The organism is Amycolatopsis deserti (assembly GCF_014653945.1).
GTDB lineage: Bacteria > Actinomycetota > Actinomycetes > Mycobacteriales > Pseudonocardiaceae > Amycolatopsis_E > Amycolatopsis_E deserti.
On sequence record NZ_BNAU01000003.1, the window covers coordinates 636,015 to 656,261 of the forward strand.

Here is a 20,247-nt window from a genome sequence, read left to right on the forward strand (position 1 = left end):
CGCCCGGCCCCGCGGTGGGCGCGCTCACCGGCAGCTCTCGACGAGGTCGCGCATGCCCCGCTCGACGGAGATCTCCGGCGTCCAGCCGAGCACCTCGCGTGCACGGGCGACGTCCGCGGCCCGGCGCGACACCAGCACGTCCCGCGGGTTGAACTCGATGAAGCCGGCACCCCCGGTGAGCAGGACTCGCACTACAGCTCTCCTACGACGTCTCGGACGGATTCGATGACCCGCGCGACCTGCTCATCGGCCAGGCCGGCGTGCTTGGGGAGCGCCAGGTGGCGGCGGAACAGGTCCGATGCACTGGATGCCGCGGGCCCGCAGCTTAGCGATGGCCTAGTCGCGGCCACGGTCGAGCAGCAGCAGGTACGCCTGCCACGGGTGCTCGCGCCCGCCTGCCGGACGGCGTGGCTGGTGGCCGGGAAGGTGTGGTCGCCGACGATCACCTCGTCACCGGGCCGGACGCCGAGCACGCGCAAGCCTCGGAACAGGGCGGCGCCCCAGCTGCTGGTCGCCAGGGCGTGCGCGGTGCCGGTGGCGGCGGCCAGGCGCTCTTCGAAGCGGCGGCAGGCGGAGCCGGCGCCGGCGAGCCAGCCCGACGCGAACACCTCGGCCACCGCGGCGAGCTCCTCCTCGCCGACCGTGGGACGGCCGAGCGGAACGGGTTCGGGCATCGGGCTCCTTCTCCTCGAGCGGGCAGTCTAGGCACGAGGCCCGTCACTCGATCGGGCGAACGCCCTGGTTGGCGGCGTATACGCTGGGCGCGTGGTGAACCGGGTTGTCGTCATCGGCGGCGGAATCATCGGCCTCGCGACCGCGTGGGAGCTGACCCGCCGCGGGTCCGCGGTGACCGTGCTGGAGAAGGAAGACCGGTGGGCCGCCCACCAGACCGGGCACAACTCCAACGTCGTGCACGCCGGGCTGTACTACCGGCCGGGTTCGGCGAAGGCGCGGATGTCCGTGGCGGGCAACCGGTCCATTGTGGAATTCGCGCGCGCGCACGGGGTGCCGGTCGAGGTGTGCGGCAAACTCGTGGTGGCGACCAGCGACGCCGAACTGCCCGCGCTGGGCGTGCTCGCCGAGCGGGCCGAGGCCAACGGCGTGCCGGCGAAGCTGATCAGCGCGACGGAGGCCCGCGAGTACGAGCCCGAGGTCTCCTGCGTGCGGGCGCTGCGGGTGGAGTCGACGGCGATCATCGACTTCCCGCGGGTGTGCACCGCGCTGGTCCGGCTGCTCACCGACCACGGCGCCGACCTGCGGTTGAGCACGGCGGCCCGAGGCATCCGGCCGGGGTCGACGGCGAACGTGGAGATCGCCACCGGCGACGAGGTGCTGCGGGCGGACGCGCTGGTCAACTGCGCTGGCCTGCAGTCCGACCGGGTCGCCGAGCTGGCCGGGCTGCGGCCGAGCGCGCGGATCGTGCCGTTCCGCGGCGAGTACTACGAGCTGAAGCCGGAGCGGCGGCACCTGGTGCGCGGGCTGATCTACCCGGTGCCCGACCCGGCGCTGCCGTTCCTGGGGGTGCACCTGACGCGGATGCTCGACGGCAGCGTGCACGCCGGGCCGAACGCGGTGCTGGCGCTGCGGCGGGAGGGCTACCGGTGGCGTGACGTGTCGCCGTCGGACCTCGCCGACGTGGCCCGCTTCCCCGGCTCCTGGCGGCTCGCGCGGAAGTGGGCGTATCCGACCGGGCTGGAGGAGGTGCGGCGATCGCTGTCGAAGCGCCGGTTCGCGGCCAGCCTGGCGCGGCTGGTCCCGGCGGTCGGCCCGGACGACATCGTGCGCCACGGCTCCGGCGTGCGGGCCCAGGCGCTGCGCCCGGACGGCTCCCTGGTGGACGACTTCCTCATCGAGACCGCGCCGAACCAGGTGCACGTGCTGAACGCCCCCTCCCCCGCGGCGACGAGCGCACTGGAGATCGCGAAGTACGTGGCGGACCAGGTCGGCTGAGCGGGTCCTGCCAAGATGATCGGATGACCGACAGACCCGGCGCCGCGCGGCGCGCCAGACGCGTCCCGTGGTGGGTGTTCGTCCTCTCGATCGTGCTCGTCGCCGGCGCCGGCATCGGGATCGGCGCGCTGCTGTGGGCCGGTGAGTCGAGCGCGGACCGGGCGGCCCGGGAGGCGCACGACCGCTGCGTCCACCAGGTCACCGTCTACTTCAACAGCCGGAACCCGGACCCGGCGATGTCGGCGGCCGCGGACCAACTACGCGGCGACGCGCGGTTCGCGAGCGTCCGCGGCCAGACCCGGCAGGAGGGGTGGGCGGAGTTCCAGCGGATCTTCGCCGACCAGCCGGACCTGCTGAGCAAGTCCCGGCCGGAGGCCCTGCCCGCGTCCGTGATCCTGATGACGCGCGCGGACACCACCGCCGAGCAGGTGGCCCCGGAGATCCGGCAGCGGTTCCCGGACGCCGAGGTCCGGACCACCGGCTCCTGCCCGCCCTAGCGCTCCGGCAGGTGCTTGGCCACCACCGGCGCCGCGCGTTCGGCCATCACGCAGGACTTGCTCTCGTCGCCCAGGTTCTGGCCCGTGATCACCACGAACTCCTTCTCGCCGAGCTTCACGGCCAGGTTGCACAGCCAGTCGCCCATGATGGAGGAGTAGTGCTGCCACGTGATGCCGCCCAGCTGCTTCTCCCCGACCGGCTGCGCGGCGAAGTACTCCTCCATCGTCTGGTCGGTGCCGTAGTAGGCCTGCAGCGAGTCGTCGAGGCTCGCGTCGGGGTCCAGCGGTCGCCAGTCGCAGCCGGGTGGCACTCGCTGCTTGGGCTGCGCCGGGATCGGGGTGCCCGGGCCGAGCCCCAGTTCGGCGGCCTCGTCGGTGGTGAGCAGCGTGCACGGGTCGGTCGAGGCGGCCGGTGCCACGGTGATCCGCCCCGGAGCCGGCTGCGGTGTGCCGCTGACCGTGGTCGTGCACGCGCTGGCCAGGCCGGCCGCGGCCACCACCGCGGCGATCCGCCACCTCACTGAAAGCCTCCCGGGGCAGGTTTAACCGCGCGGTAACGAGCGGCGTCATCGGTTTTCCCACGCCGAACCTAGCCTGGCGGCCGTTGCCGGGAGAGGGGAACGCCGCGATGACAGCCGATCCGTTCGAGATCACCCTGCCGGTCCAGACCGGGATCGGGGTGGTCGCGCCGTTCGACTTCGCCCTCGACCGCGAACTGTGGCGCTGGGTGCCGGACCACGCGTGCCTGCACACCACGCGACTGCCCTACCTGCCCGAGCCGGTGACCGTGCAGCTCGCCGAGGCACTGGCCAACCCGCACGGCGTCCGGCGCGCCACCACCGACCTGCTCGTCCCGGAACCCGAGGTGGTCGCCTACTCGTGCACCTCCGGCAGCTTCATCGGCGGCGCCGCGGGCGAGGCCGCGCTGGTCGCGGCGATGCTCGACGCCGGCGCGCCGCGCGCGATCACCACCTCCGGCGCGATGGTCAGCGCGCTGGAGACGCTGGGCGTGCGCCGGGTCGCCGTCGTCACCCCCTACGTGGACGCCGTGACCGACCGGCTGGTGTCGTTCCTCGCCGAGTACGGGATCACCACCACCGCGAGCGTCGGGCTCGGCATGCTCGGCGAGATCTGGAAGATGACCTACGCGCATGTGCTCGCCGCGGTCGCCGAACTGGACACCACCGGGGCCGACGCGTTGTTCGTGAGCTGCACGAACGTGCCCACCTACGACGTGATCGAGCCGCTGCGGCAGCGCCTGGGCATCCCCGTGCTGACCGCCAACCAGGTGACCATGTGGTCGGCCCTGCGCGCCGCGGGCGTGCCCGTCGACTGGGACCTCGGCGCGCCCGCGCGGCCGGCGATCCGCCTGCCGACCGGGTAGCGCGAAACCCGCTGGTCGGGCTCGTTACGCTGGAGCGCATCCGTACCGGCTCGTACCTGGAGTACTGATGCACGACCCCCGCCAGCTGCTCGACCCCGAGGTGGACGCGGCCGCCAAGCTGCGCCGCCGCGGGTATGTGCTCGACACCGACCACCTGGGCAAGCTGGTGAGCAGGCGGTCCTCCGTCATCAGCGAGGGCGACCAGGCGCGGGCGGAGTCGAAGAAGGCCGCGGCCGAGGTCGGCGCCGCCGCGAAGCGCGGTGAGGACGTCACCGAGCTGCGCGAGCGCGCCCGCGAGCTGAAGAACCGGATCACCCGGCTCGAGGAGGAGCAGCGGGAGGTCGAGGCGGAGCTGCACGAGTTCCTGCTCGGCGTCCCGAACATCCCGCTCGACGAGATCCCGGACGGCGCGACCGAGGAGTTCGCCGAGGAGGTGCGCCGCGTCGGGACGCCGCCGGAGTTCGACTTCGAGCCGGCCGACCACGTCGACCTGGGCGAGCGCGCCGGAATCCTGGACCTGGGCCGCGCGACCAAGCTGTCCGGCCCGCGGTTCGCGGTGTTCAAGGGCGCCGGATCGCGCCTGCAGCGCGCACTGGCGCAGTTCTTCCTCGACGTGCACACCGGCGAGCACGGCTACACCGAGTTCAGCCTGCCCGCGCTGGTCACCCGGCAGACCATGACCGGCACCGGTCAGCTGCCGAAGTTCGAGGAGGACCTGTTCCGCACCGGCGTGGCCGACCGGGAGCTGTTCCTCATCCCGACCGCCGAGGTGCCGCTGGTCAACCTGCACGCGGGCGAGATCCTGCCGCTGGAGGACCTGCCGCTGCGCTACACCGCGCACACCCCGTGCTTCCGCTCGGAGGCCGGCTCGTACGGCAAGGACACCCGCGGCCTGATCCGGCAGCACGAGTTCTCCAAGGTCGAGCTGGTGCAGTTCGTCGAGGAGGAGCGCTCGCGCGAGGCGCTGGAGGAGATCCTCTCGCACGCCGAGGCGCCGCTGCGGAAACTCGGCCTGCCGTACCGGGTGATCAAGCTCGCGGCCGGGGACACCGGGTTCTCCGCGCAGATCACCTTCGACGTCGAGGTGTGGCTGCCCAGCCAGGGCACCTACCGGGAGATCTCGAGCGCGTCGGACACCGGCACGTTCCAGGCCCGGCGGGCGAACATCCGCGGTAAGGGCAAGGACGGCAAGCGCGCCCAGATCGCGACGCTGAACGCCTCCGGGCTGCCGATCGGGCGGACGCTGGTGGCGGTGCTGGAGAACAACCAGCAGGCCGACGGCTCGATCCGGATCCCCGAGGCGCTGGTGCCCTACACCGGGTTCGCGGTCATCAACCCGGACGGCAGCACGGCCTAGCGGAGCTTCGCGGTCTCGTCCGGCAACGCTGCACGTCCTCGCCGCCGGCCGGGCGCAGGTAAGTGGCGAGCCCGGTGGTGTTGAAGCCGCGATCGCGGCAGGCGGCGGCGATTCCGGTGCCTGCCAGCCGCGTGGCCAACTCCTCGACGCCGGAGCGGGGACGGTGTGGTGCGGCGCGGGGAGGTGGCGACGGCCAACCAGCGCGGGCCCTCGCGGCCGGAACCGCCGTCGGCCACGGAAATTCCGTCCAGGACCACCGCTCGCCTCGATCCGGATGAGTTGTCCACACTGGACGCTCTACTCCGGGTCGTCGAAGTGGCGGTCACCGACGGGTGGGGGACGCTCACGTGAGTGATCCCCGATGGTGTCAGTTTCGCACCCCCACCAAGCCGTCTACACCCAGGACGGCTCAACAACGGGGAAGGAGCAGCCATGACTGGCACCATGCGACCGGAAGAGCTGATGGAGAACGCCGTGGTGGACACCCACGGCCGCAAGATCGGGAAGGTCGGCACGGTCTACGTCGCCGACGACACGCAGCAACCGGAGTGGGTCACGGTCCGCACCGGGATGTTCGGGCACAAGGAGAGCTTCGTGCCGCTCCAGGGCGCCACGATGGACCGGGACGGCCTGCACGTGCGCGTCACCAAGGAAAAGGTGTCCGAGGCGCCGCAGACCGACGGCGACCGGCACCTGTCCGAACAGGAATCCGCCGAGCTGTACCGCTTCTACGACATGCCGGCGCCACGCGGCAGCCAGGAGAACCGCGGCGGCGGCCGCACCACGCCGCAGCCGGGCAAGCGCGGCACAGCGGGTGAGTCCATGACCCGCTCGGAGGAGCGGCTCAACGTCGGCACGGAGCGCGTCGAGACCGGCCGGGTCCGGCTGCGCAAGTACACCGTCACCGAGGAGCAGCAGGTCAAGGTGCCGGTGACGCACGAAGAGGTGCGGCTGGAACGCGAGCCGATCACCGACGGCGACCGCACCGGCGCGCGCATCTCCGACGAGGAGCAGGAAATCACCCTGCACGAGGAGCGCGCGAAGGTCGAGAAGGAAACCGTGCCGGTGGAGAAGGTGCGGCTGGCCAAGGAAACCGTGCGTGGCGAGGAAACCGTGTCCGGCCAGGTGCGCAAGGAGCGCGTCGAGATGGAGGACGACACCAAGCGGCGCAAGAACCGCTGACCCGGGGTCCCGGTGTGGCGTCGCCGGACGCCACACCGGGCAGGCCCTCAGGCGAAGCGGGTGTCGACCGAAATCGCCTCCCACCGTTCGAGGTCGGCCAGCTGCGCGGTGAGCTTGTCCCGGATGCGGGCCACCGCCTCCGGCCCCAGCGGCAACCGCAGCGGGGCGTCCCCGTCGCGCACGGCCCGGATGATGGCCGCGGCCGCGCGCGCCGGGTCGTTGGGCTGCTTGCCGTCCTGCGCGGCGAAGCGGGCACGCAGGGCGCCGGCCGGTGTGCCGGCGTAGTCCTCGATCGGTTGCGAGTACACCATCGAGCGGCCGGCGAAGTCCGTCCGGAACGGCCCCGGCTCCACGATGGTCACCCGGATGCCCAGCGGCGCGACCTCGCCCGCGAGCGCCTCCGACATGCCTTCGAGCGCGAACTTCGAGGTGGCGTACGCGGCGTGCCCCGGGTTGCCGACGACCCCGCCGACCGAGGAGATCTGCACGATGTGCCCGGAGCGCCGCTCCCGCATGTGCGGCAGCACCGCCCTGGTCACCGCGGCCGCCCCGAACAGGTTCGTCTCCAGCACGGACCGGAACTGCTCCTCGGACAGTTCCTCCAGTGCCCCGACGAGCCCGTGCCCGGCGTTGTTCACCAGGACGTCGATCCGGCCGAACTCGGCGATCGCCGCCGCCACCGCGGCATCGACGGAGTTCCGGTCGGTTACGTCGAGCGGCAGCGGGAAGCCCAGCCCGGCGATGGACCCGGCGTCCCGCGCCGTCGCCACCACCCGATCGCCCGCGGCCACGGCCGCTTCCGCCAGCACGCGGCCGAACCCACTGCTCGCACCCGTGATCATCCAGACCCTGTAGTTTGACACTCAAGACAAACTAGCTTGAAGGTCAAGGGGTGTCGAGTGGATTCGGTGACGCGCGAGCTGGCCGGGTGGATCGAGCAGATGCCCGCGGGCGTGGACCCGGAGGTGGAGGCGGCGCGGCAGCGGATCGGCCGCCTGTCCCGCCAGTTCCGGCAGGTGCTCGACCGGGCGGCGGCCGAGCACGGCATGACCGTCGGCGACTGGGAGGCGCTCTCGGTGCTGCGCCGGACCAGCCCGGTGTGCACGCCGAAACAGCTGGCCGAGGCGCTGAACCTGACCTCGGGCACGGTGAGCGTGCGGCTGGACCGGCTGCTGCGGGCCGGCCTGGTCGAGCAGGTGCCGGCACCGGACGGCCGCAGCCGCCCGGTGCGGCTCACCCGCAAGGGCCACGCCCGCTGGCGCGCCGCGACCGCCGCGCGCACCGCCTACGAACGGGAGTTGTTCGGCGGAGTCGACCTCGCGGCGCTGAACCCGTTGCTGGCCACGCTGCTCGCCCGGTTCGAGGACGAGTTCGGGCCGGTGTCCCGGCACGACCAGGTGCGGTGACCGGCCCGCTCAGCCCGTGACGAACCGCGCGATGATCCGGCCCAGCTCCGCGCCCTTGTCCTCCTGCAGGAAGTGACCCGCGTTCTCCAGCGTCCGGTGGTCCTGACCAGCCGCGCCCTTCATCGCACGCTGCAGGACGGGCGCCGCCGGGCCGGTGATCGGGTCGCTGTCGCCGAAGGCGCAGAGGAACGGGATGTCCAGTTCGGACAGCACGGACCAGGCGCGGCGGTTCGCCTCGCTCGCCGGGTCGTCCGGGGTGGTCGGGACCAGTCCGGGCATCGCGCGCGGGCCGGCCTTGTACATCTCGTTGGGGAAGGGCGCGTCGTAGGCGGCGCGTTCCGCGTCACTCAGCTTGGTGCGGCAGCCGGACTGCACGAACCGGCCGATGTCGAGCACCGGCGCTTTCTGCACGGCGGCGCGGAACGCGAGCCACTCGTCCGGCATCGACTGGTCACCGGTCGGCAGGACCGTGTTGGCCGCGACCACGCGCGCGAACCGGTCCGGGTTCTCCGCGACGACCCGCAGCCCGATCAGGCCACCCCAGTCCTGGCCGACCAGCGTGACGTCCCGCAGGTCGAGCGCGTCGAACGCGAACGAGCGGATCCACTCGACGTGCCGCGCGTAGGTGTGGTCGGCGACGTCGACCGGTTTGTCCGAGCGGCCGAAGCCGATCAGGTCGGGCGCGATCGCCCTGATCCCGGCCTCGGCCAGGATCGGCAGCACCTTGCGGTAGAGGAACGACCAGCTCGGCTCGCCGTGCAGGAGCAGCACGACCGGACCGTCGAACGGGCCGGCCTCCACGTAGGAGATCCGGACGATGCCGTCCTGCTCGTTCTCCAGGTCGCAGTACAGCGGTGGGTAGTCGAAGTCGGGGAGGTCGGTGAACCGGTCTTCGGGAGTCCTCAGCAGGCGCACACCACCCACCCTAGGGGCTTCGCGTCAGCTGATCGAGACCGCGACGACGAGACCCAGCGCCAGGTGCGCGGCCGCGACCACGATGCTGGCCGGCGCGAACACCTCGCTCTGGATGGTGCCCTTCACGTCGATCCGGGTCGACCACTCCAGCAGCCGCACCGCCAGGACCTGGACGATGATCCCGAGCAGGCCGTAGACCAGCGAGGTGATCAGGCCCTCGGTGAGGTCGCTGGCCGAGTTGAAGATCGCGACCACCACGATGAACGCCATCGACAGCATCCCGGACGCCGTGACGATCACCGCGTTCGGCAGGCCGCGGCGCACCAGGTCGGACAGCTTGCCGGGGGTCGTCCAGTCGATCGCGTAGAACCCGACCAGCATCAGCAGCAGCCCGATGACGCCGTACAGCAGGATCGCACCGATCCCGCGCACGAGGTCGGAGCCGAACGTCTCGGCCAGCGCGAGGGTGTGGGTCACGGGGTCTCCCAGTCAGATGGTGTGGATGATCGCGGGTGGTTTATCACGATTGCGGGATGCGGTGTGGGACGAACGCGGCACCGTCGTCGGTGACCAGGCCCGCCGTCTCGCGGATGCCCAGGCCGGCCGAGCTGTCGCCGACGATCCACGCGCCCAGCGCCGGGCGGAAGCCGTCGAACTCGGGCAGCGGGTCGAAGGCCTGGTAGACGTAGCCCTCGGCGCCGTAGACGCCGCCGGTCTCGGTCTCGTAGCCGGGCGCCACGATCTGCACGTTCGCACCCTCGCGGCCCAGCTTCGGCTTGCGCACGTACTCAGTGAGGATGCCGGGCTGGTCGACGAACGCGGGCAGCAGGTTCGGGTGGCCGGGGTAGTTCTCCCACAGGATCGCCAGCAGCGTCTTGTTGGACAGCAGCATCTTCCACAGCGGCTCGATCCACAGCGTCCGCGGCAGCGACTCGGCGGCGAAGCGGCCGAACTCCTCGTCGACCACCCACTCCCACGGGTACAGCTTGACCACGGTGTTCATCGGCGCCTCTTCGAGGTCGACGAACCGCTTGAGCACCGGGTCCCAGCCGATCTCCTCGATCGCCAGCCCGACGGTGTCCAGGCCCGCCTCGGCCGCGGTCTCCTGCAGGTAGGAGGTGGTGATGTGGTCCTCGCCCGTGGGGTCGGCGCTGGACCAGGTGAAGTACAGCTCGTTGCTGGGCAGCTGGCCGCGGATCTCCTGCCAGCGCTCGACGAGCCGCTCGTGCACCGAGTTCCACTGGTCGTCGTCCGGGAAGACGTCGGTCTTCCAGTGCCACTGCAGCACCGACGCCTCCAGCAGGGACGTCGGCGTGTCGGCGTTGTACTCCAGCAGCTTCGCCGGGCCGCGGCCGTCGTAGCGCAGGTCGAAGCGGCCGTAGACGTGCGGGTCGCGGCGCTTCCACGACTCCGCGATGTGCGGCCACACCCACTCCGGGATGCCGAACTCGCGGTAGCGCTCGGTCAGCACGACGTTGTCGACGGCCTCCAGGCACATCGAATGCAGCAGCTCGACGTCGGCTTCCAGGCTGAGCACCTCGTCCATCTCCAGGACGTAGTGCACCGACTCGTCCCAGTACGGCCGGTCCTGACCGGAGCCGTAGCGGGCGGGCGTGCCGAACACCAGGCCCTGCTCTTCGACGATGCGCTGCCAGTCCCGCCGCGGCTGGGCGGTCCCCCTTCGCACCCTAGGATCCCCCGCTCTTCCCGTCGCCGCCGCTGCTCTTGCCGCTGATGCCGAAGCCGCCGCGCTGCACGGTCTTGCCCGACTGCGTCTTGACCGTGGTGTTGCCGGACGGCTTGGTGTAGGTGCCGCCGGACACCGGCTGGCCGACCGTGCCGGAGCCGCCGTAGTTGTAGCGGTACTGGCGGTACTGGCCGCCGCCGATCGGGATGAACCAGAACCCGGTGGACGAGTTGTAGTACCCGCCGTGGGTGGTGGCGTAGTTGTCGTCGCAGTACTCGTCGGGCTGGACCGTGCCGTTGCCGTCGGTGCACACCGCGTTGACCGTGTCGCCGGTGCCCGCGATGTACCAGGTCGCGACGACGGCGACCAGGCCGACGGTGACCCCGCCGCCGATCAGCACCTTCCGCCGCGTGGCGGCCTTCTGCTCCGCCTGGGCGCGCGCCTGCTCGGCGGCGGCCTCCTGGCGGGCCTGTTCCTCCAGCGCCTGTCGCCGCGCGCGCTGCTCGGCCAGCGTCGGCTCGCGCCGTTTGGCCGTCGACGGGTCCTGGAACCGCATCGAGCCGCGCGGTGGCTCTTCTTCCGGGGGCCGCCGGCCGCCCGCACCGTCTTCTGTCATCGCGCTCACCCTAACCACCCGAGGGGTGTCCCGTCCTGCAGACGCAGGCATTATGGGACCCGATGCTCGGAGATGGAGTGGAAAAGACCACGCTGCGCACCCGCTTGGTGATGGCGGGTGTGTTCCTGGGCGCCATCCTGGCGTTGTCGCTGAGCGTCGCGTTCTCGTGGGGAGGCGCCGTCAGCGGCGGCGGCGAGGTCGAGGAGTCCCCCGAGGCGAAGGCCGCGTTCACCGCGCCACCCGGCAGCTGCGTCACCTGGACGATGCCGGACGTGTCGGACATCCACGTCGTGCCGTGCGCCCAGCCGCACCTGTACGAGGTGACCGGCGTGGTGAACATCGGCGACAAGTACCCGCCGAACGCGCCGGCGCCGACGGTCGACCAGTGGCGGGACATCGCCCTGGAGCGCTGCTCGGCGGGCGTGGAGACCTACCTGAACGAGCAGCTCGACCCGTTCGGCCGGTTCACGGTCAGCGCGCTGCGGCCGGGCAACGACGAATGGGCCGACGGCGACCGCGAGATGCGGTGCGTGCTGCAGTGGGCCGCGCCCGGCGGCAAGCTGGAGCCGATCGTCGGCAACGCGGCCGGCCAGTCGCAGTCGGCGGTGTGGGAGCCGGGCACGTGCCTGGCGCTGGTCGACAAGACGGTCGGCAACCCGATCGACTGCGCGCAGCCGCACTCCTACGAGATCGTCGCCACGCTGGACCTGAAGACGAAGTTCCCGGACGGCTACCCGTCGCAGATCGACCAGAAGACCTGGCTGGACACCGAGTGCAACAAGGCGGTCCAGGACTACGCCGGCGAGGTCGATCTGGCCGCGCAGAAGCTGATCCTCACCTGGGACACCCGGGAGCAGGAGAGCTGGGACGCCGGGTCGACGCTGGTGAACTGCAAGGTCGGCGCCAAGCTGCCGGACAACAGCGGCCTCGCGCCGGTGACGGGCAGCATCCGCAAGGCGGCCCCGCCTGCAGCGCCCCCGTCGAGCCCGGGCGGGTAGCGGCGTGCCGGTGGAGATGTCGAAGGCCCGGTTCGAGGAACTGGTCGCCGACGCGCTGGACGAGGTGCCGGAGGAACTCGCCGGCGCGATGGACAACGTGGTCGTGCTGGTGGAGGACCACAACGAGGAGGCGCCGGACATCCTCGGGCTCTACCACGGCGTGGCGCTGACCGAGCGGACGAGCGACTACGGCGGCGTGCTGCCCGACCGGATATCGATCTACCGGACGCCGATCCTGGCCATGTGCGACTCGGAGGAGCAGGTGGTGGAAGAGGTGCTGATCACGGTCGTGCACGAGATCGCACACCACTTCGGCATCGACGACAGCCGCCTGCACGAACTCGGCTGGGGCTAGCAGCTCTTCGGAAGGCCCGGGCAAGGAAGTCCCTTTCGCCGCGGTCACGCGGCGCATTCAGCCAGACCTCGGCAAAACCCCCGGATGAGCTCGACTGATCGCCACCCTGCGTGGCAGCATCGGAAGCACTGGGCAATCGCGGCGCCACCGAGGGTGATCATGAAGGACAGATGCCGGACCGGCGGCTGAGCTGGCTCCTGGCGGCCAACGCGGTGGGCAACCTCGCCGACGGGATCGGCAAGGTCGCCTTTCCGCTGCTGGCCGCGACCCTCACCCGCGACCCCGTGCAGATCGGCGCGTTGTCCGCGACCCAGTTCCTGCCCTGGCTGCTCTTCGGCGTGTTCGCGGGCACCCTCGCCGACCGCGTGGACCGCAAGCGCGCCGTGCTGCTCGCCAACGTCACGCGCGCCGTGGTCGTCGGGCTGACCGCTCTGCTCGTGCACACCGGGTCGCTGTCGATCTGGCTCGTCTACGTCGCCGCGTTGCTGCTGGGCGCGGCCGAGACCGTGGCGGAGAGCGCGGGCAACGCGATGATCCCGGCGCTGGCCCGGCCGGACCAGCTGGAGAGCGCGAACAGCAAGTTCCAGGCCGCCGAGATCCTCGGCCAGACCTTCCTGGGCGGGCCGGTCGGCAGCCTCACCTTCGCGGTGTTCGCCGCGTTCCCGTTCCTGCTGAACTCCGCCGGGTTCGCGATCGCCGCGGCGCTGCTCGTCGGGCTGGCCGGCAGTTACCGGCCGAAGGCGCCCGCGGAACCGACCCGGCTGCGCACCGACCTGGTCGACGGGTTCAAGTGGCTGGGCCACCACGCGCTGCTGTGCCGGCTGGTGATCATCGCCGGCCTGATCAGCTTCGCCAGCGAGCTGGCCCAGGCCCAGCTCGTCCTGTACGCGCTGGAGGACCTCGGGCTGAGCGAGGCCGCGTTCGGGCTGTTCACGTTCGTCGGCGGGATCGGCGGGCTGATCGGCGCCGCCGTCGCGCCGCGGCTGGTGCGGCGCGCCGGGCGGCGGCCGGTGCTCGTCGCCGGCATCTTCACCGGTGGCGTCGGGTTCGGCGCGATGGGCCTGGTCCACCAGCCGGTCGCCTCCGCCGCCCTGTTCGGCCTGTTCGCGGCGGCCGTCGTCGCGGTGAACGTGGTGCTCGCGACCGCCCGCCACACCCTGGTGCCCGGCGAACTGCTGGGCCGGGTCCTCGGGGTGTGGCGGACGGTCGTGTGGGGCGCGATCCCGCTAGGCGCGCTGGCCGGCGGCGCCCTGACGCACGTGCTGGGCAGCGCGAGCGCCACCTTCGCGGTGTCCGGCGGGGCCCAGATCGTGCTGGCCGCCCTCGCCGCGCTGATGCTGTGGCGGTTTTCGATGGACCACGAGCCGGTCAGCTCTTCCTGAGCAGGAACCGCTGCACCTTGCCGCTCGGGGTCTTCGGCAGCTCGTCCACGAAGTGCACCTGACGCGGGTACGCGTGCGCGGCGAACTTCGTCTTCACCAGCTGCTGCAGCTCCGCCACCAGCGCCTCACCCGGCTCGGCGCCCGGCCGGAGGACGACGAACGCGGCCAGCACCTCGCCGCGCAGCTCGTCCGGCAGGCCGACCACCGCCGCTTCGGCGACCGCGTCGTGCTGCAGCAGCACGCTCTCCACCTCGAACGGCCCGATCCGGTACCCGGCCATGAGGATGACGTCGTCGTCCCGCGAGGCGAAGGTGAAGTAGCCGTCCGGCGACTTCGTGGCGACGTCCCCGGTCAGGTACCAGCGGCCGTCGGCGGTGAACCGTTCGGCCGTGCGGTCCGGCGCGTCGCGGTAGCCGGTGAACCACATCAGCGGGCTGTTCGCCAGGTCGACGGCCACCCGTCCCTGCTCGCCCGGCGGCGCGACTTCGTCGGCGTCGGGGCGCAGCACCTCGGCCTGCCAGCCGGGCAGCGCGCGGCCCATCGACCCGGGCCGCAGCTCGCCGCGGATGTCCGGGTGCCAGCCGTTCGCGATCACCATGCCCAGCTCGGTCTGGCCGTAGTGGTCCAGGATCGGCACCCCGAACACCTTCTCCGCCCACTCGATCACGTCCGGGTTCAGCGGCTCGCCCGCCGACGAGCAGTGCCGCAGCCGCAGCCCGTCCGGCACCGGCGCGTCCGCGTTGCGCAGCGCCCGGTAGACCGTCGGGCCCGCGGTGAAGTTGGTGACCCCGAACCGATGCAGCACCGAATACGTCAGCTCCGGGGAGAACCCGGCGTGCAGGAGCAGGCTGCGCTGCCCGAGCGCGAGCGGGGCGATCACGGCGTAGTAGAGCCCGTAGGCCCAGCCCGGGTCGGCGGCGTTCCAGAACACGTCGTCGGGCCGGTGGTCCAGCCCGTACTCCTGGTACATGCGGAACGCGGCGATCGCCCGCGCCGGGATCGGCACGCCCTTCGGCGCGCCGCTCGTGCCGGACGTGTACAGCTCGATCATCGTCCCGTCGCCGCCCACGGCCACCGGCTCGGTCTGCGGCTCGGCGCGCAGCAGGTCGGCGAACGCCAGGTCGTCGCCACTCGCCTCGCCGGCGACGATCACCCGCCGCTCGCCGGGCACCTGGTCGAGCTTGGCGCGCTGCGACGGGTCCGCGATGACCACCTGCACGCCGCCGACGCGGGTTTCGATCGCGGGCGGCGCGAACGCGGTGAACAGCGGCACCTGCACCGCGCCGAGGCGCCAGATGCCGAGCACGGCGACGACGAACTCGGCCGACTTCGCCATCAGCGTCGCCACCCGGTCGCCGCGGCCGACGCCCAGCTCGGCCAGTGCCGTGGCGAAGCGCGCGGAGGCGTCCCGCAGCTCGCCGAACGTGAGGTCGCGGCTGGTCAGGTCGGGTTCGATGACCGTGAAAGCCACGTCGCCGGCCGGGTGGTCGTCACACAGCAGCCGCGCCACGCAGGCGCCCGGGCGGTCGTAGGGGGACGTCGGTGTCATGGTCCCGATGGTCGTCGCCGCGGCCCCGGCATGCCACCCCCGGATGGGGGCCGAACAGCGTCTGGTGCGCTTGCCCGTTCGGTGCTGGAATGTCCTATGCGGATCAGCGAGGCCGAAGAGCCGCTGGCGGCCCGGCGCCGCCTGGTGCTGGCGGGTGTCGCCGGGTTCGTGGTCGGGGCCGGCATGATCGGCGTGCTGTGGGTGTCCACCACGGCGGTGAGCGGCCCGACCGCGGACGCGAAGGCCGCGTGCGCCGCGCTGGCCAGGGCCGAGCCGCTGCCGGAGGGCCGCGTGGGCCGGGGCACGCTCGAACCGGGCGTGCTGCAGCACATCATGGCGGCCGACGCGCTCGCTTCGGCGGCCGCCGAGGTCAGCTCGACCTACGACGACCTGGCCGACCACATCGACGGCGTGCGGCGGATGGCGCTGGGCCTGAACTTCGCGGACCCCAACGGCCGGCGGCACCTGGCGCAGGCCCGCGAAATCTGCGACACGATCTAGCTACTGGCCGCCGTTGCCCTTCTGGATCGTCCGGACCGTCAGCTGGTCGCCGGGGATCTTGTCACTCGCGCAGCCCGTGGTGGGCAGCTCGACGAACATCGACGCCGTCTCCTGCGGCGGGTAGATCCGCAGGCCGCGCACCGGCTGCGGCTGGCAGGTCACCGTGTCGTAGTTCTGCACGTTGACGAACCCGATCTCGGCGTAGGCGGTGTCGCCGTTGTTCAGCGTGAACGCGCCGCCCTTCTCGCCCTGCCGCACCGCCGCGGGGCCCACCTGGTGCCCGTCCTCCCCGGCGACGTAGGACACCCCCGGGAAGCCCTGGATCACGCACGGGTGGTCACTCACGTTGGTGAAGATCAGCGGCCGGTAGACGGTGCCGGCGCCGGCGTCGCCGTGGCCGAGGGTCAGCTTGAGGTCGCCGGACTTGCACAGCGTCTCGTTGGTCTTGGTGCTGGTCGCCCCGTCCGGTTCGGTCGTGGTCGCGGACGTGGACGGGCTGCTCGAGGTGGATCCGGGTGTCGTCGGAGCGCCCGACTGGGGCTGCGCGTTCTCCGTTCCCGCGGTCCCGCAACCGGCCAGCACGACCGCCAGCGCCGCCGTCGCCACACCCAGTCCGATCCGCGGTGAACTCATTCGAACCACGATCTTTCCCCTCCCTGTGCCGATCGGAGCACTACCCGGGAGACGTGTGGTCCACACGCCTGGTTGCGCCGCGTCACGCGATTTTCCGACCATCCGCCGCAACATGCGGTGAAACTACAACAAGGCGCCCTCGACCACCGGTCGAAACGTCCCCTACATGGGCAAACCGACCCAGTTCAGGCACTGCCAGCCACCGTCGGCGACGGCCTCCAGCTCGACGATGCCGGTGTTCGGGATCAGGCCCTGATCGGCCAGCTCGGGCCGCACATTCGGGGCCAGCCACTCGGCGCCGAGCCGGATCAGCCCGCCGTGCGAGACCAGCACCACGACACCGTCCGATCGGGTGAGGTCGTGACGCTGCGCGAGACCGGCGATCGCGCCGGTGAACCGCTCCCGGGCCTGCTCCCCGGTCTCCCCGCCGGGCATCGGGATGTGCAGCTCGCCGCGGGTCCAGTGGCTCACCACGGTCAGGTACTGCTCGATCGCCGCCCGGTCGCTGCGGCCCTCCAGGTCGCCGACCACGATCTCGTGCACGCCCTCGACGCGCTCCACCGCCAGGCCCAGGGCCTGCGCGAGCGGGGCCGCCGTCTGCTGGGCGCGGGTGGCGTGCGAGGCGTAGACGGCCTCCACCGGCTCGGTCGCGAGCTTCTCGGCCAGCTGCCGCGCCTGCTCGTGGCCCAGCTCGGTGAGCGGCGGCCCGGGCAACGCCGTGTCCAGCTTCTTGGCGACGTTGGCCGCGGTCTGCCCGTGCCGCACCAGGTACAGCTTCACGCCTGCTCCCCTCTCTGCACCGCGGCGACCCAGCCGGCGGCGTCGGTGAAATCCTCGTTGCGGGCGGCCGGTTCGATGGTGGCCCGCACCCCGTCGGCGCGGGCGAACGAGCCGAGGAACCGGACGTCGCGGCAGCGCCGGCGCAACGCGGCGAGCGCGTCGGCGATGCGCGGCTCGGCCACGTGGCCCTCGAAGTCGATGAAGAACCGGTATTCGCCGAAGTTCTGCTTGTTCGGCCGGGCGTCCAGGCGGGTCAGGTTGATGCCACGGGTCGCGAGTTCGGTGAGCAGTTCGGCGAGCGCGCCGGTGCGGTTGGCGGCCGCGGCGACCAGCGACGTGCGGTCCGCGCCCGTCGGTTCCGGCAGCACCACCGGCGGCCGGCGCATCAGCAGGAACCGCGTGCGGGCGTCCCGGACGTCGGCGACCTCGGTCGCCAGCACCTTGAGCGGGTAGTGCTCGACGGCGACCGGCGCGGTCACGGCGGCGTCGAACTCCCCGGCCTGGACGGCGACCGCGGCCGCCGCGGTCGATCCGGCCGCCACCGCGCGGGCGCCAGGCAGGTTGTCCGCCAGCCACTGGCGAACCTGCGCGAGCGCGTGCGGATGGCTCGCCACAGTACGGATTTCGCCGACGTCGTCCCGCGTGAGGATGCTGAAATGCACTGGCAGCAAGGCTTCCGCAACACCGATCAACGGCTCGCCGACGGCGAGGCTGTCCAGCGTCGCGGGAACCGCGCCCTCGACGGAGTTTTCCACCGGTACGCACGCCGCGTCCGCCTCGCCCCGGCGAACGGCGTCCAGCGCCTGCGGGATCGTGTCGGCGGCGACGAGTTCGTCGTCCGCCGTCATGAAGGTGCGGGCCGCCTGCTCGGTGAACGTCCCGATCGGCCCGAAATATGCGATCCGTGACACGCCGACAGGCTACGCACCGCGTGGGTTGCTGGTCTGTTCAGGCATTCGAGTGGGCCGCGTGGTTACGTGGGATCGGGTTTTTTGGCATGGTGTAGGGGTGACTGCCGAATCGGGCACCCAACCCACCGGCAAGCGAACGGAGGACCAGGTCGCACCCGCAACTCCCGCCCTGGTGCTGTGTGCCGTCGACGAACCACTCGCGAGCGCGTGGCGATCCGTTGTGGACACCATGACCGGCTCGGTGCGCGTGCACCGGGGTTCGGTGCTGGACGTGGTCGCCGACGCGGTGGTGAGCCCGGCGAACTCGTTCGGCTGGATGCGAGGCGGGATCGACGCCGTCTACGCACGCGCGTTCCCGAACGTCGAGCAGAACGTGCGCAGCACGATCCTGGCTTACCACGGCGGTGAACTGCCGGTGGGCAGTGCGGTCGTAGTGCCCACCGGCGAACCTGCGCCGGCGTGGCTGATCAGCGCGCCGACGATGCGGGAACCCGGCGAGCGGCTGCCCGCCGACACGGTCCACCCGTATCTCGCCGCGCGGGCGGTGTTCCTGCAGTGGCGCGACGGCGTGCTCGAACAGGGCGTCGCGGTGCGCGCGGTCGTGGAGACCATCGCGATGCCCGGTCTGGGCACCGGTGTCGGCGGCGTCAGCCCGGAGACGTGCGCGCGCCAGGTGGCGGCGGCCTGGGACGAGGTCTTCCGGCGGAACTAGCGCTCCGGCCCTGGTCACCGGCGGTTCCTGGCGCGCGTGTAGAAGGTCACAGCGCATTTACGCGCCGTAAGACCTACCGTTGAAGCTGCGTTACGGAGATGTCGACGCCAGCCCAGCCCACCGACGGGCAAGGAGTGTGGGAATGCCACGGGTACGTGAGCTCAGCCCGTACGTCGAGCTCCACCGGGAGCAGTGGCGGGAGCTGCGTCGCAGCACCCCGTTGCCGCTGACTGCCGAGGAGCTGCACGGCCTGCGGGGGCTCGGCGAACAAATCGATCTCACCGAGGTCGCCGAGGTCTACCTGCCGCTGTCCCGCCTGATCAACCTGCAGGTCGCGGCGCGTCAACGCCTGTACGAGGCCACCACGACGTTCCTCGGCGAGGACTGCCGCGGCACCAAGGTGCCGTTCGTGATCGGCATCGCCGGCAGCGTCGCGGTCGGCAAGTCGACCACCGCGCGCATCCTGCGCACCCTGCTCGCCCGCTGGCCCGACCACCCGCGTGTGGACCTGGTGACCACCGACGGCTTCCTGTACCCGAAGGCCGAGCTGGTGCGCCGCGGCATCATGCACCGCAAGGGCTTCCCGGAGAGCTACGACCGGCGCGCGCTGCTGCGGTTCGTCTCCGACGTCAAGTCCGGCGCCGAATCGGTCAGCGCGCCGGTGTACTCGCACCTGGCCTACGACATCCTGCCCGGCGAGGAGCAGGTCGTGAACCGGCCGGACATCCTCATCATCGAGGGCCTCAACGTGCTGCAGCCCGGCCCCAGCCTGGCGGTGTCAGACCTGTTCGACTTCTCCATCTACGTCGACGCGCACATCGAGGACATCGAGCGCTGGTACGTCGAGCGGTTCCTCAAGCTGCGCAGCACGGCGTTCGCGGACCCGGCCTCGCACTTCCACCACTTCGCCACGCTGGACGACGTCGAGGCCCGCGCCGAGGCGCGGCACCTGTGGCGCACGATCAACGAGCCGAACCTGGTGGAGAACATCCTGCCGACCCGCCCGCGCGCGACGCTGGTGCTCCGGAAGGACCCGGACCACAGCATCAACCGGGTGCGCCTGCGCAAACTGTAGGCGCGGCCTCGGCCGAATGGCTGACCGCGACCACCGAGCGGTAACCGGTTGGCCGATACCGCGGGCACCTCGCAAAGCTCACCCTGGAGGGCAGGAAATGCGCCCTGACCAGGGAGGAGGCACGCCGATGTTCGCGATCATCATCACGTGGATCGGTGCCGTGCTCGGTATCACGGTGCTGCTGGTGATGGCCTTCGGTGCGTTCGTCCTCGATTTCGAAGACGCGCTCGCCGACCGCCGCCGCAAGCGCCGGCTGGACCCGGTGGGGGTGGAAAGCCCGACCGCGGTGCCCTAGCTGTGTTGTTCGGTGAGGTTGGTGCCGCGGCTGGCTGGGGTGTTGCCGCCGATGCCGGTGTG

General features: G+C 71.7%; 23 protein-coding genes and 2 pseudogenes. 13 read left to right on the forward strand and 12 right to left on the reverse strand.

All coding sequences use genetic code 11. The annotated features are described in order from the left end of the window. Window positions 1-24: 24 nt before the first annotated feature. A pseudogene (locus IE290_RS17815) lies at window positions 25-153 on the reverse strand (NAD-dependent epimerase/dehydratase family protein); the annotation flags it as partial. Window positions 154-383: 230 nt separating this feature from the next. Further along, window positions 384-674, reverse strand: a pseudogene (locus IE290_RS17820) (DegT/DnrJ/EryC1/StrS family aminotransferase); the annotation flags it as partial. 94 nt (window positions 675-768) lie between these two features. Between IE290_RS17820 and lhgD the strand changes: the two are divergent. Next, window positions 769-1,950: an L-2-hydroxyglutarate dehydrogenase gene (gene lhgD / locus IE290_RS17825; RefSeq protein ID WP_191245791.1), complete on the forward strand. Its 1,182-nt coding sequence runs from the start codon at window positions 769-771 to the stop codon at window positions 1,948-1,950. Between the two features lie 23 nt (window positions 1,951-1,973). Continuing rightward, window positions 1,974-2,447 carry a permease-like cell division protein FtsX gene (locus IE290_RS17830; RefSeq protein WP_191245713.1) on the forward strand — a complete coding sequence of 158 codons (474 nt, stop codon included), beginning with the start codon at window positions 1,974-1,976 and terminating at the stop codon, window positions 2,445-2,447. Here IE290_RS17830 and IE290_RS17835 read toward each other — a convergent pair. Next, window positions 2,444-2,968: a DUF3558 family protein gene (locus tag IE290_RS17835; RefSeq protein ID WP_191245715.1), complete on the reverse strand. Its 525-nt coding sequence runs from the start codon at window positions 2,966-2,968 to the stop codon at window positions 2,444-2,446. The genes IE290_RS17830 and IE290_RS17835 overlap by 4 nt on opposite strands. A 107-nt stretch (window positions 2,969-3,075) precedes the next feature. Here IE290_RS17835 and IE290_RS17840 point away from each other — a divergent pair, with 107 nt between their 5' ends. From IE290_RS17840 to IE290_RS17850, 3 genes are all read left to right on the forward strand, one after another. Next, complete coding sequence (locus IE290_RS17840; RefSeq protein ID WP_191245717.1) at window positions 3,076-3,831, forward strand: maleate cis-trans isomerase family protein; 756 nt, start codon at window positions 3,076-3,078, stop codon at window positions 3,829-3,831. 67 nt (window positions 3,832-3,898) lie between these two features. Continuing rightward, on the forward strand, window positions 3,899-5,188 hold the full coding sequence (gene serS / locus IE290_RS17845; protein WP_191245718.1) for a serine--tRNA ligase: 1,290 nt from the start codon (window positions 3,899-3,901) through the stop codon (window positions 5,186-5,188). A gap of 432 nt (window positions 5,189-5,620) precedes the next feature. Then, window positions 5,621-6,370 carry a DUF2382 domain-containing protein gene (locus IE290_RS17850; protein WP_191245720.1) on the forward strand — a complete coding sequence of 250 codons (750 nt, stop codon included), beginning with the start codon at window positions 5,621-5,623 and terminating at the stop codon, window positions 6,368-6,370. A 47-nt stretch (window positions 6,371-6,417) separates the two neighbouring features. Here IE290_RS17850 and IE290_RS17855 read toward each other — a convergent pair whose 3' ends face one another. Next, on the reverse strand, window positions 6,418-7,233 hold the full coding sequence (locus IE290_RS17855; protein WP_229874556.1) for an oxidoreductase: 816 nt from the start codon (window positions 7,231-7,233) through the stop codon (window positions 6,418-6,420). Between the two features lie 36 nt (window positions 7,234-7,269). Between IE290_RS17855 and IE290_RS17860 the strand changes: the two genes are divergently transcribed. Beyond that, window positions 7,270-7,776, forward strand: coding sequence for a MarR family winged helix-turn-helix transcriptional regulator (locus IE290_RS17860; RefSeq protein ID WP_229874557.1), 507 nt, complete (start codon window positions 7,270-7,272; stop codon window positions 7,774-7,776). Window positions 7,777-7,785: 9 nt separating this feature from the next. Here IE290_RS17860 and IE290_RS17865 read toward each other — a convergent pair whose 3' ends face one another. From IE290_RS17865 to IE290_RS17880, 4 genes are read right to left on the reverse strand one after another with little or no spacing between them, the layout of a single operon-like run. Next, the gene (locus tag IE290_RS17865; RefSeq protein WP_191245722.1) at window positions 7,786-8,691 is read right to left on the reverse strand and encodes a haloalkane dehalogenase; all 906 of its coding nucleotides are present in this window, start codon (window positions 8,689-8,691) and stop codon (window positions 7,786-7,788) included. A 24-nt stretch (window positions 8,692-8,715) separates the two neighbouring features. Next, window positions 8,716-9,168 (reverse strand): DUF350 domain-containing protein, encoded by a 453-nt coding sequence (locus IE290_RS17870; protein ID WP_191245724.1) that lies wholly within the window; start codon window positions 9,166-9,168, stop codon window positions 8,716-8,718. Between the two features lie 43 nt (window positions 9,169-9,211). Beyond that, a complete protein-coding gene (locus tag IE290_RS17875; protein WP_191245725.1) occupies window positions 9,212-10,378 on the reverse strand; it encodes a glutathionylspermidine synthase family protein in 1,167 nt (388 codons plus the stop codon). 1 nt (window position 10,379) lies between these two features. Next, window positions 10,380-10,994: a hypothetical protein gene (locus IE290_RS17880; RefSeq protein ID WP_229874558.1), complete on the reverse strand. Its 615-nt coding sequence runs from the start codon at window positions 10,992-10,994 to the stop codon at window positions 10,380-10,382. Window positions 10,995-11,056: 62 nt separating this feature from the next. On the opposite strand from IE290_RS17880, the gene IE290_RS17885 reads away from it, so the two are divergent. The 3 genes from IE290_RS17885 to IE290_RS17895 all read left to right on the forward strand — a co-directional run bounded on the left by IE290_RS17885 (window position 11,057) and on the right by IE290_RS17895 (window position 13,729). Next, entirely contained in the window at window positions 11,057-11,992 is a 936-nt protein-coding gene (locus IE290_RS17885; RefSeq protein ID WP_229874559.1) for a septum formation family protein, read from the forward strand. A gap of 4 nt (window positions 11,993-11,996) precedes the next feature. Then, window positions 11,997-12,347 carry a metallopeptidase family protein gene (locus IE290_RS17890; protein ID WP_191245726.1) on the forward strand — a complete coding sequence of 117 codons (351 nt, stop codon included), beginning with the start codon at window positions 11,997-11,999 and terminating at the stop codon, window positions 12,345-12,347. Window positions 12,348-12,517: 170 nt separating this feature from the next. Beyond that, on the forward strand, window positions 12,518-13,729 hold the full coding sequence (locus IE290_RS17895) for an MFS transporter (RefSeq protein ID WP_191245727.1): 1,212 nt from the start codon (window positions 12,518-12,520) through the stop codon (window positions 13,727-13,729). Here IE290_RS17895 and IE290_RS17900 read toward each other — a convergent pair. After that, complete coding sequence (locus tag IE290_RS17900) at window positions 13,716-15,278, reverse strand: AMP-binding protein (protein ID WP_191245728.1); 1,563 nt, start codon at window positions 15,276-15,278, stop codon at window positions 13,716-13,718. The two genes, IE290_RS17895 and IE290_RS17900, sit on opposite strands and share 14 nt — an antisense overlap. A 96-nt stretch (window positions 15,279-15,374) precedes the next feature. Between IE290_RS17900 and IE290_RS17905 the strand changes: the two genes are divergently transcribed. Next, entirely contained in the window at window positions 15,375-15,779 is a 405-nt protein-coding gene (locus tag IE290_RS17905) for a hypothetical protein (RefSeq protein ID WP_191245729.1), read from the forward strand. On the opposite strand, the gene IE290_RS17910 is transcribed toward IE290_RS17905, so the two are convergent. The 3 genes from IE290_RS17910 to pheA form a co-directional block, all read right to left on the reverse strand. Continuing rightward, the gene (locus IE290_RS17910; protein ID WP_191245730.1) at window positions 15,780-16,412 is read right to left on the reverse strand and encodes a DUF4232 domain-containing protein; all 633 of its coding nucleotides are present in this window, start codon (window positions 16,410-16,412) and stop codon (window positions 15,780-15,782) included. It abuts the gene before it with no gap. Window positions 16,413-16,574: 162 nt separating this feature from the next. Beyond that, window positions 16,575-17,192 (reverse strand): histidine phosphatase family protein, encoded by a 618-nt coding sequence (locus IE290_RS17915; RefSeq protein ID WP_191245731.1) that lies wholly within the window; start codon window positions 17,190-17,192, stop codon window positions 16,575-16,577. Next, a complete protein-coding gene (gene pheA / locus IE290_RS17920; protein WP_191245732.1) occupies window positions 17,189-18,103 on the reverse strand; it encodes a prephenate dehydratase in 915 nt (304 codons plus the stop codon). Before pheA ends, IE290_RS17915 begins: the two co-directional genes overlap by 4 nt. 97 nt (window positions 18,104-18,200) lie before the next feature. On the opposite strand from pheA, the gene IE290_RS17925 reads away from it, so the two are divergent. From IE290_RS17925 to IE290_RS17935, 3 genes are all read left to right on the forward strand, one after another. Beyond that, the gene (locus IE290_RS17925; protein WP_094003518.1) at window positions 18,201-18,815 is read left to right on the forward strand and encodes a macro domain-containing protein; all 615 of its coding nucleotides are present in this window, start codon (window positions 18,201-18,203) and stop codon (window positions 18,813-18,815) included. 142 nt (window positions 18,816-18,957) lie between these two features. Beyond that, complete coding sequence (coaA, locus tag IE290_RS17930; RefSeq protein WP_191245733.1) at window positions 18,958-19,890, forward strand: type I pantothenate kinase; 933 nt, start codon at window positions 18,958-18,960, stop codon at window positions 19,888-19,890. Window positions 19,891-20,017: 127 nt separating this feature from the next. Then, window positions 20,018-20,185: a hypothetical protein gene (locus tag IE290_RS17935; RefSeq protein WP_191245734.1), complete on the forward strand. Its 168-nt coding sequence runs from the start codon at window positions 20,018-20,020 to the stop codon at window positions 20,183-20,185. Window positions 20,186-20,247 lie beyond the last annotated feature (62 nt).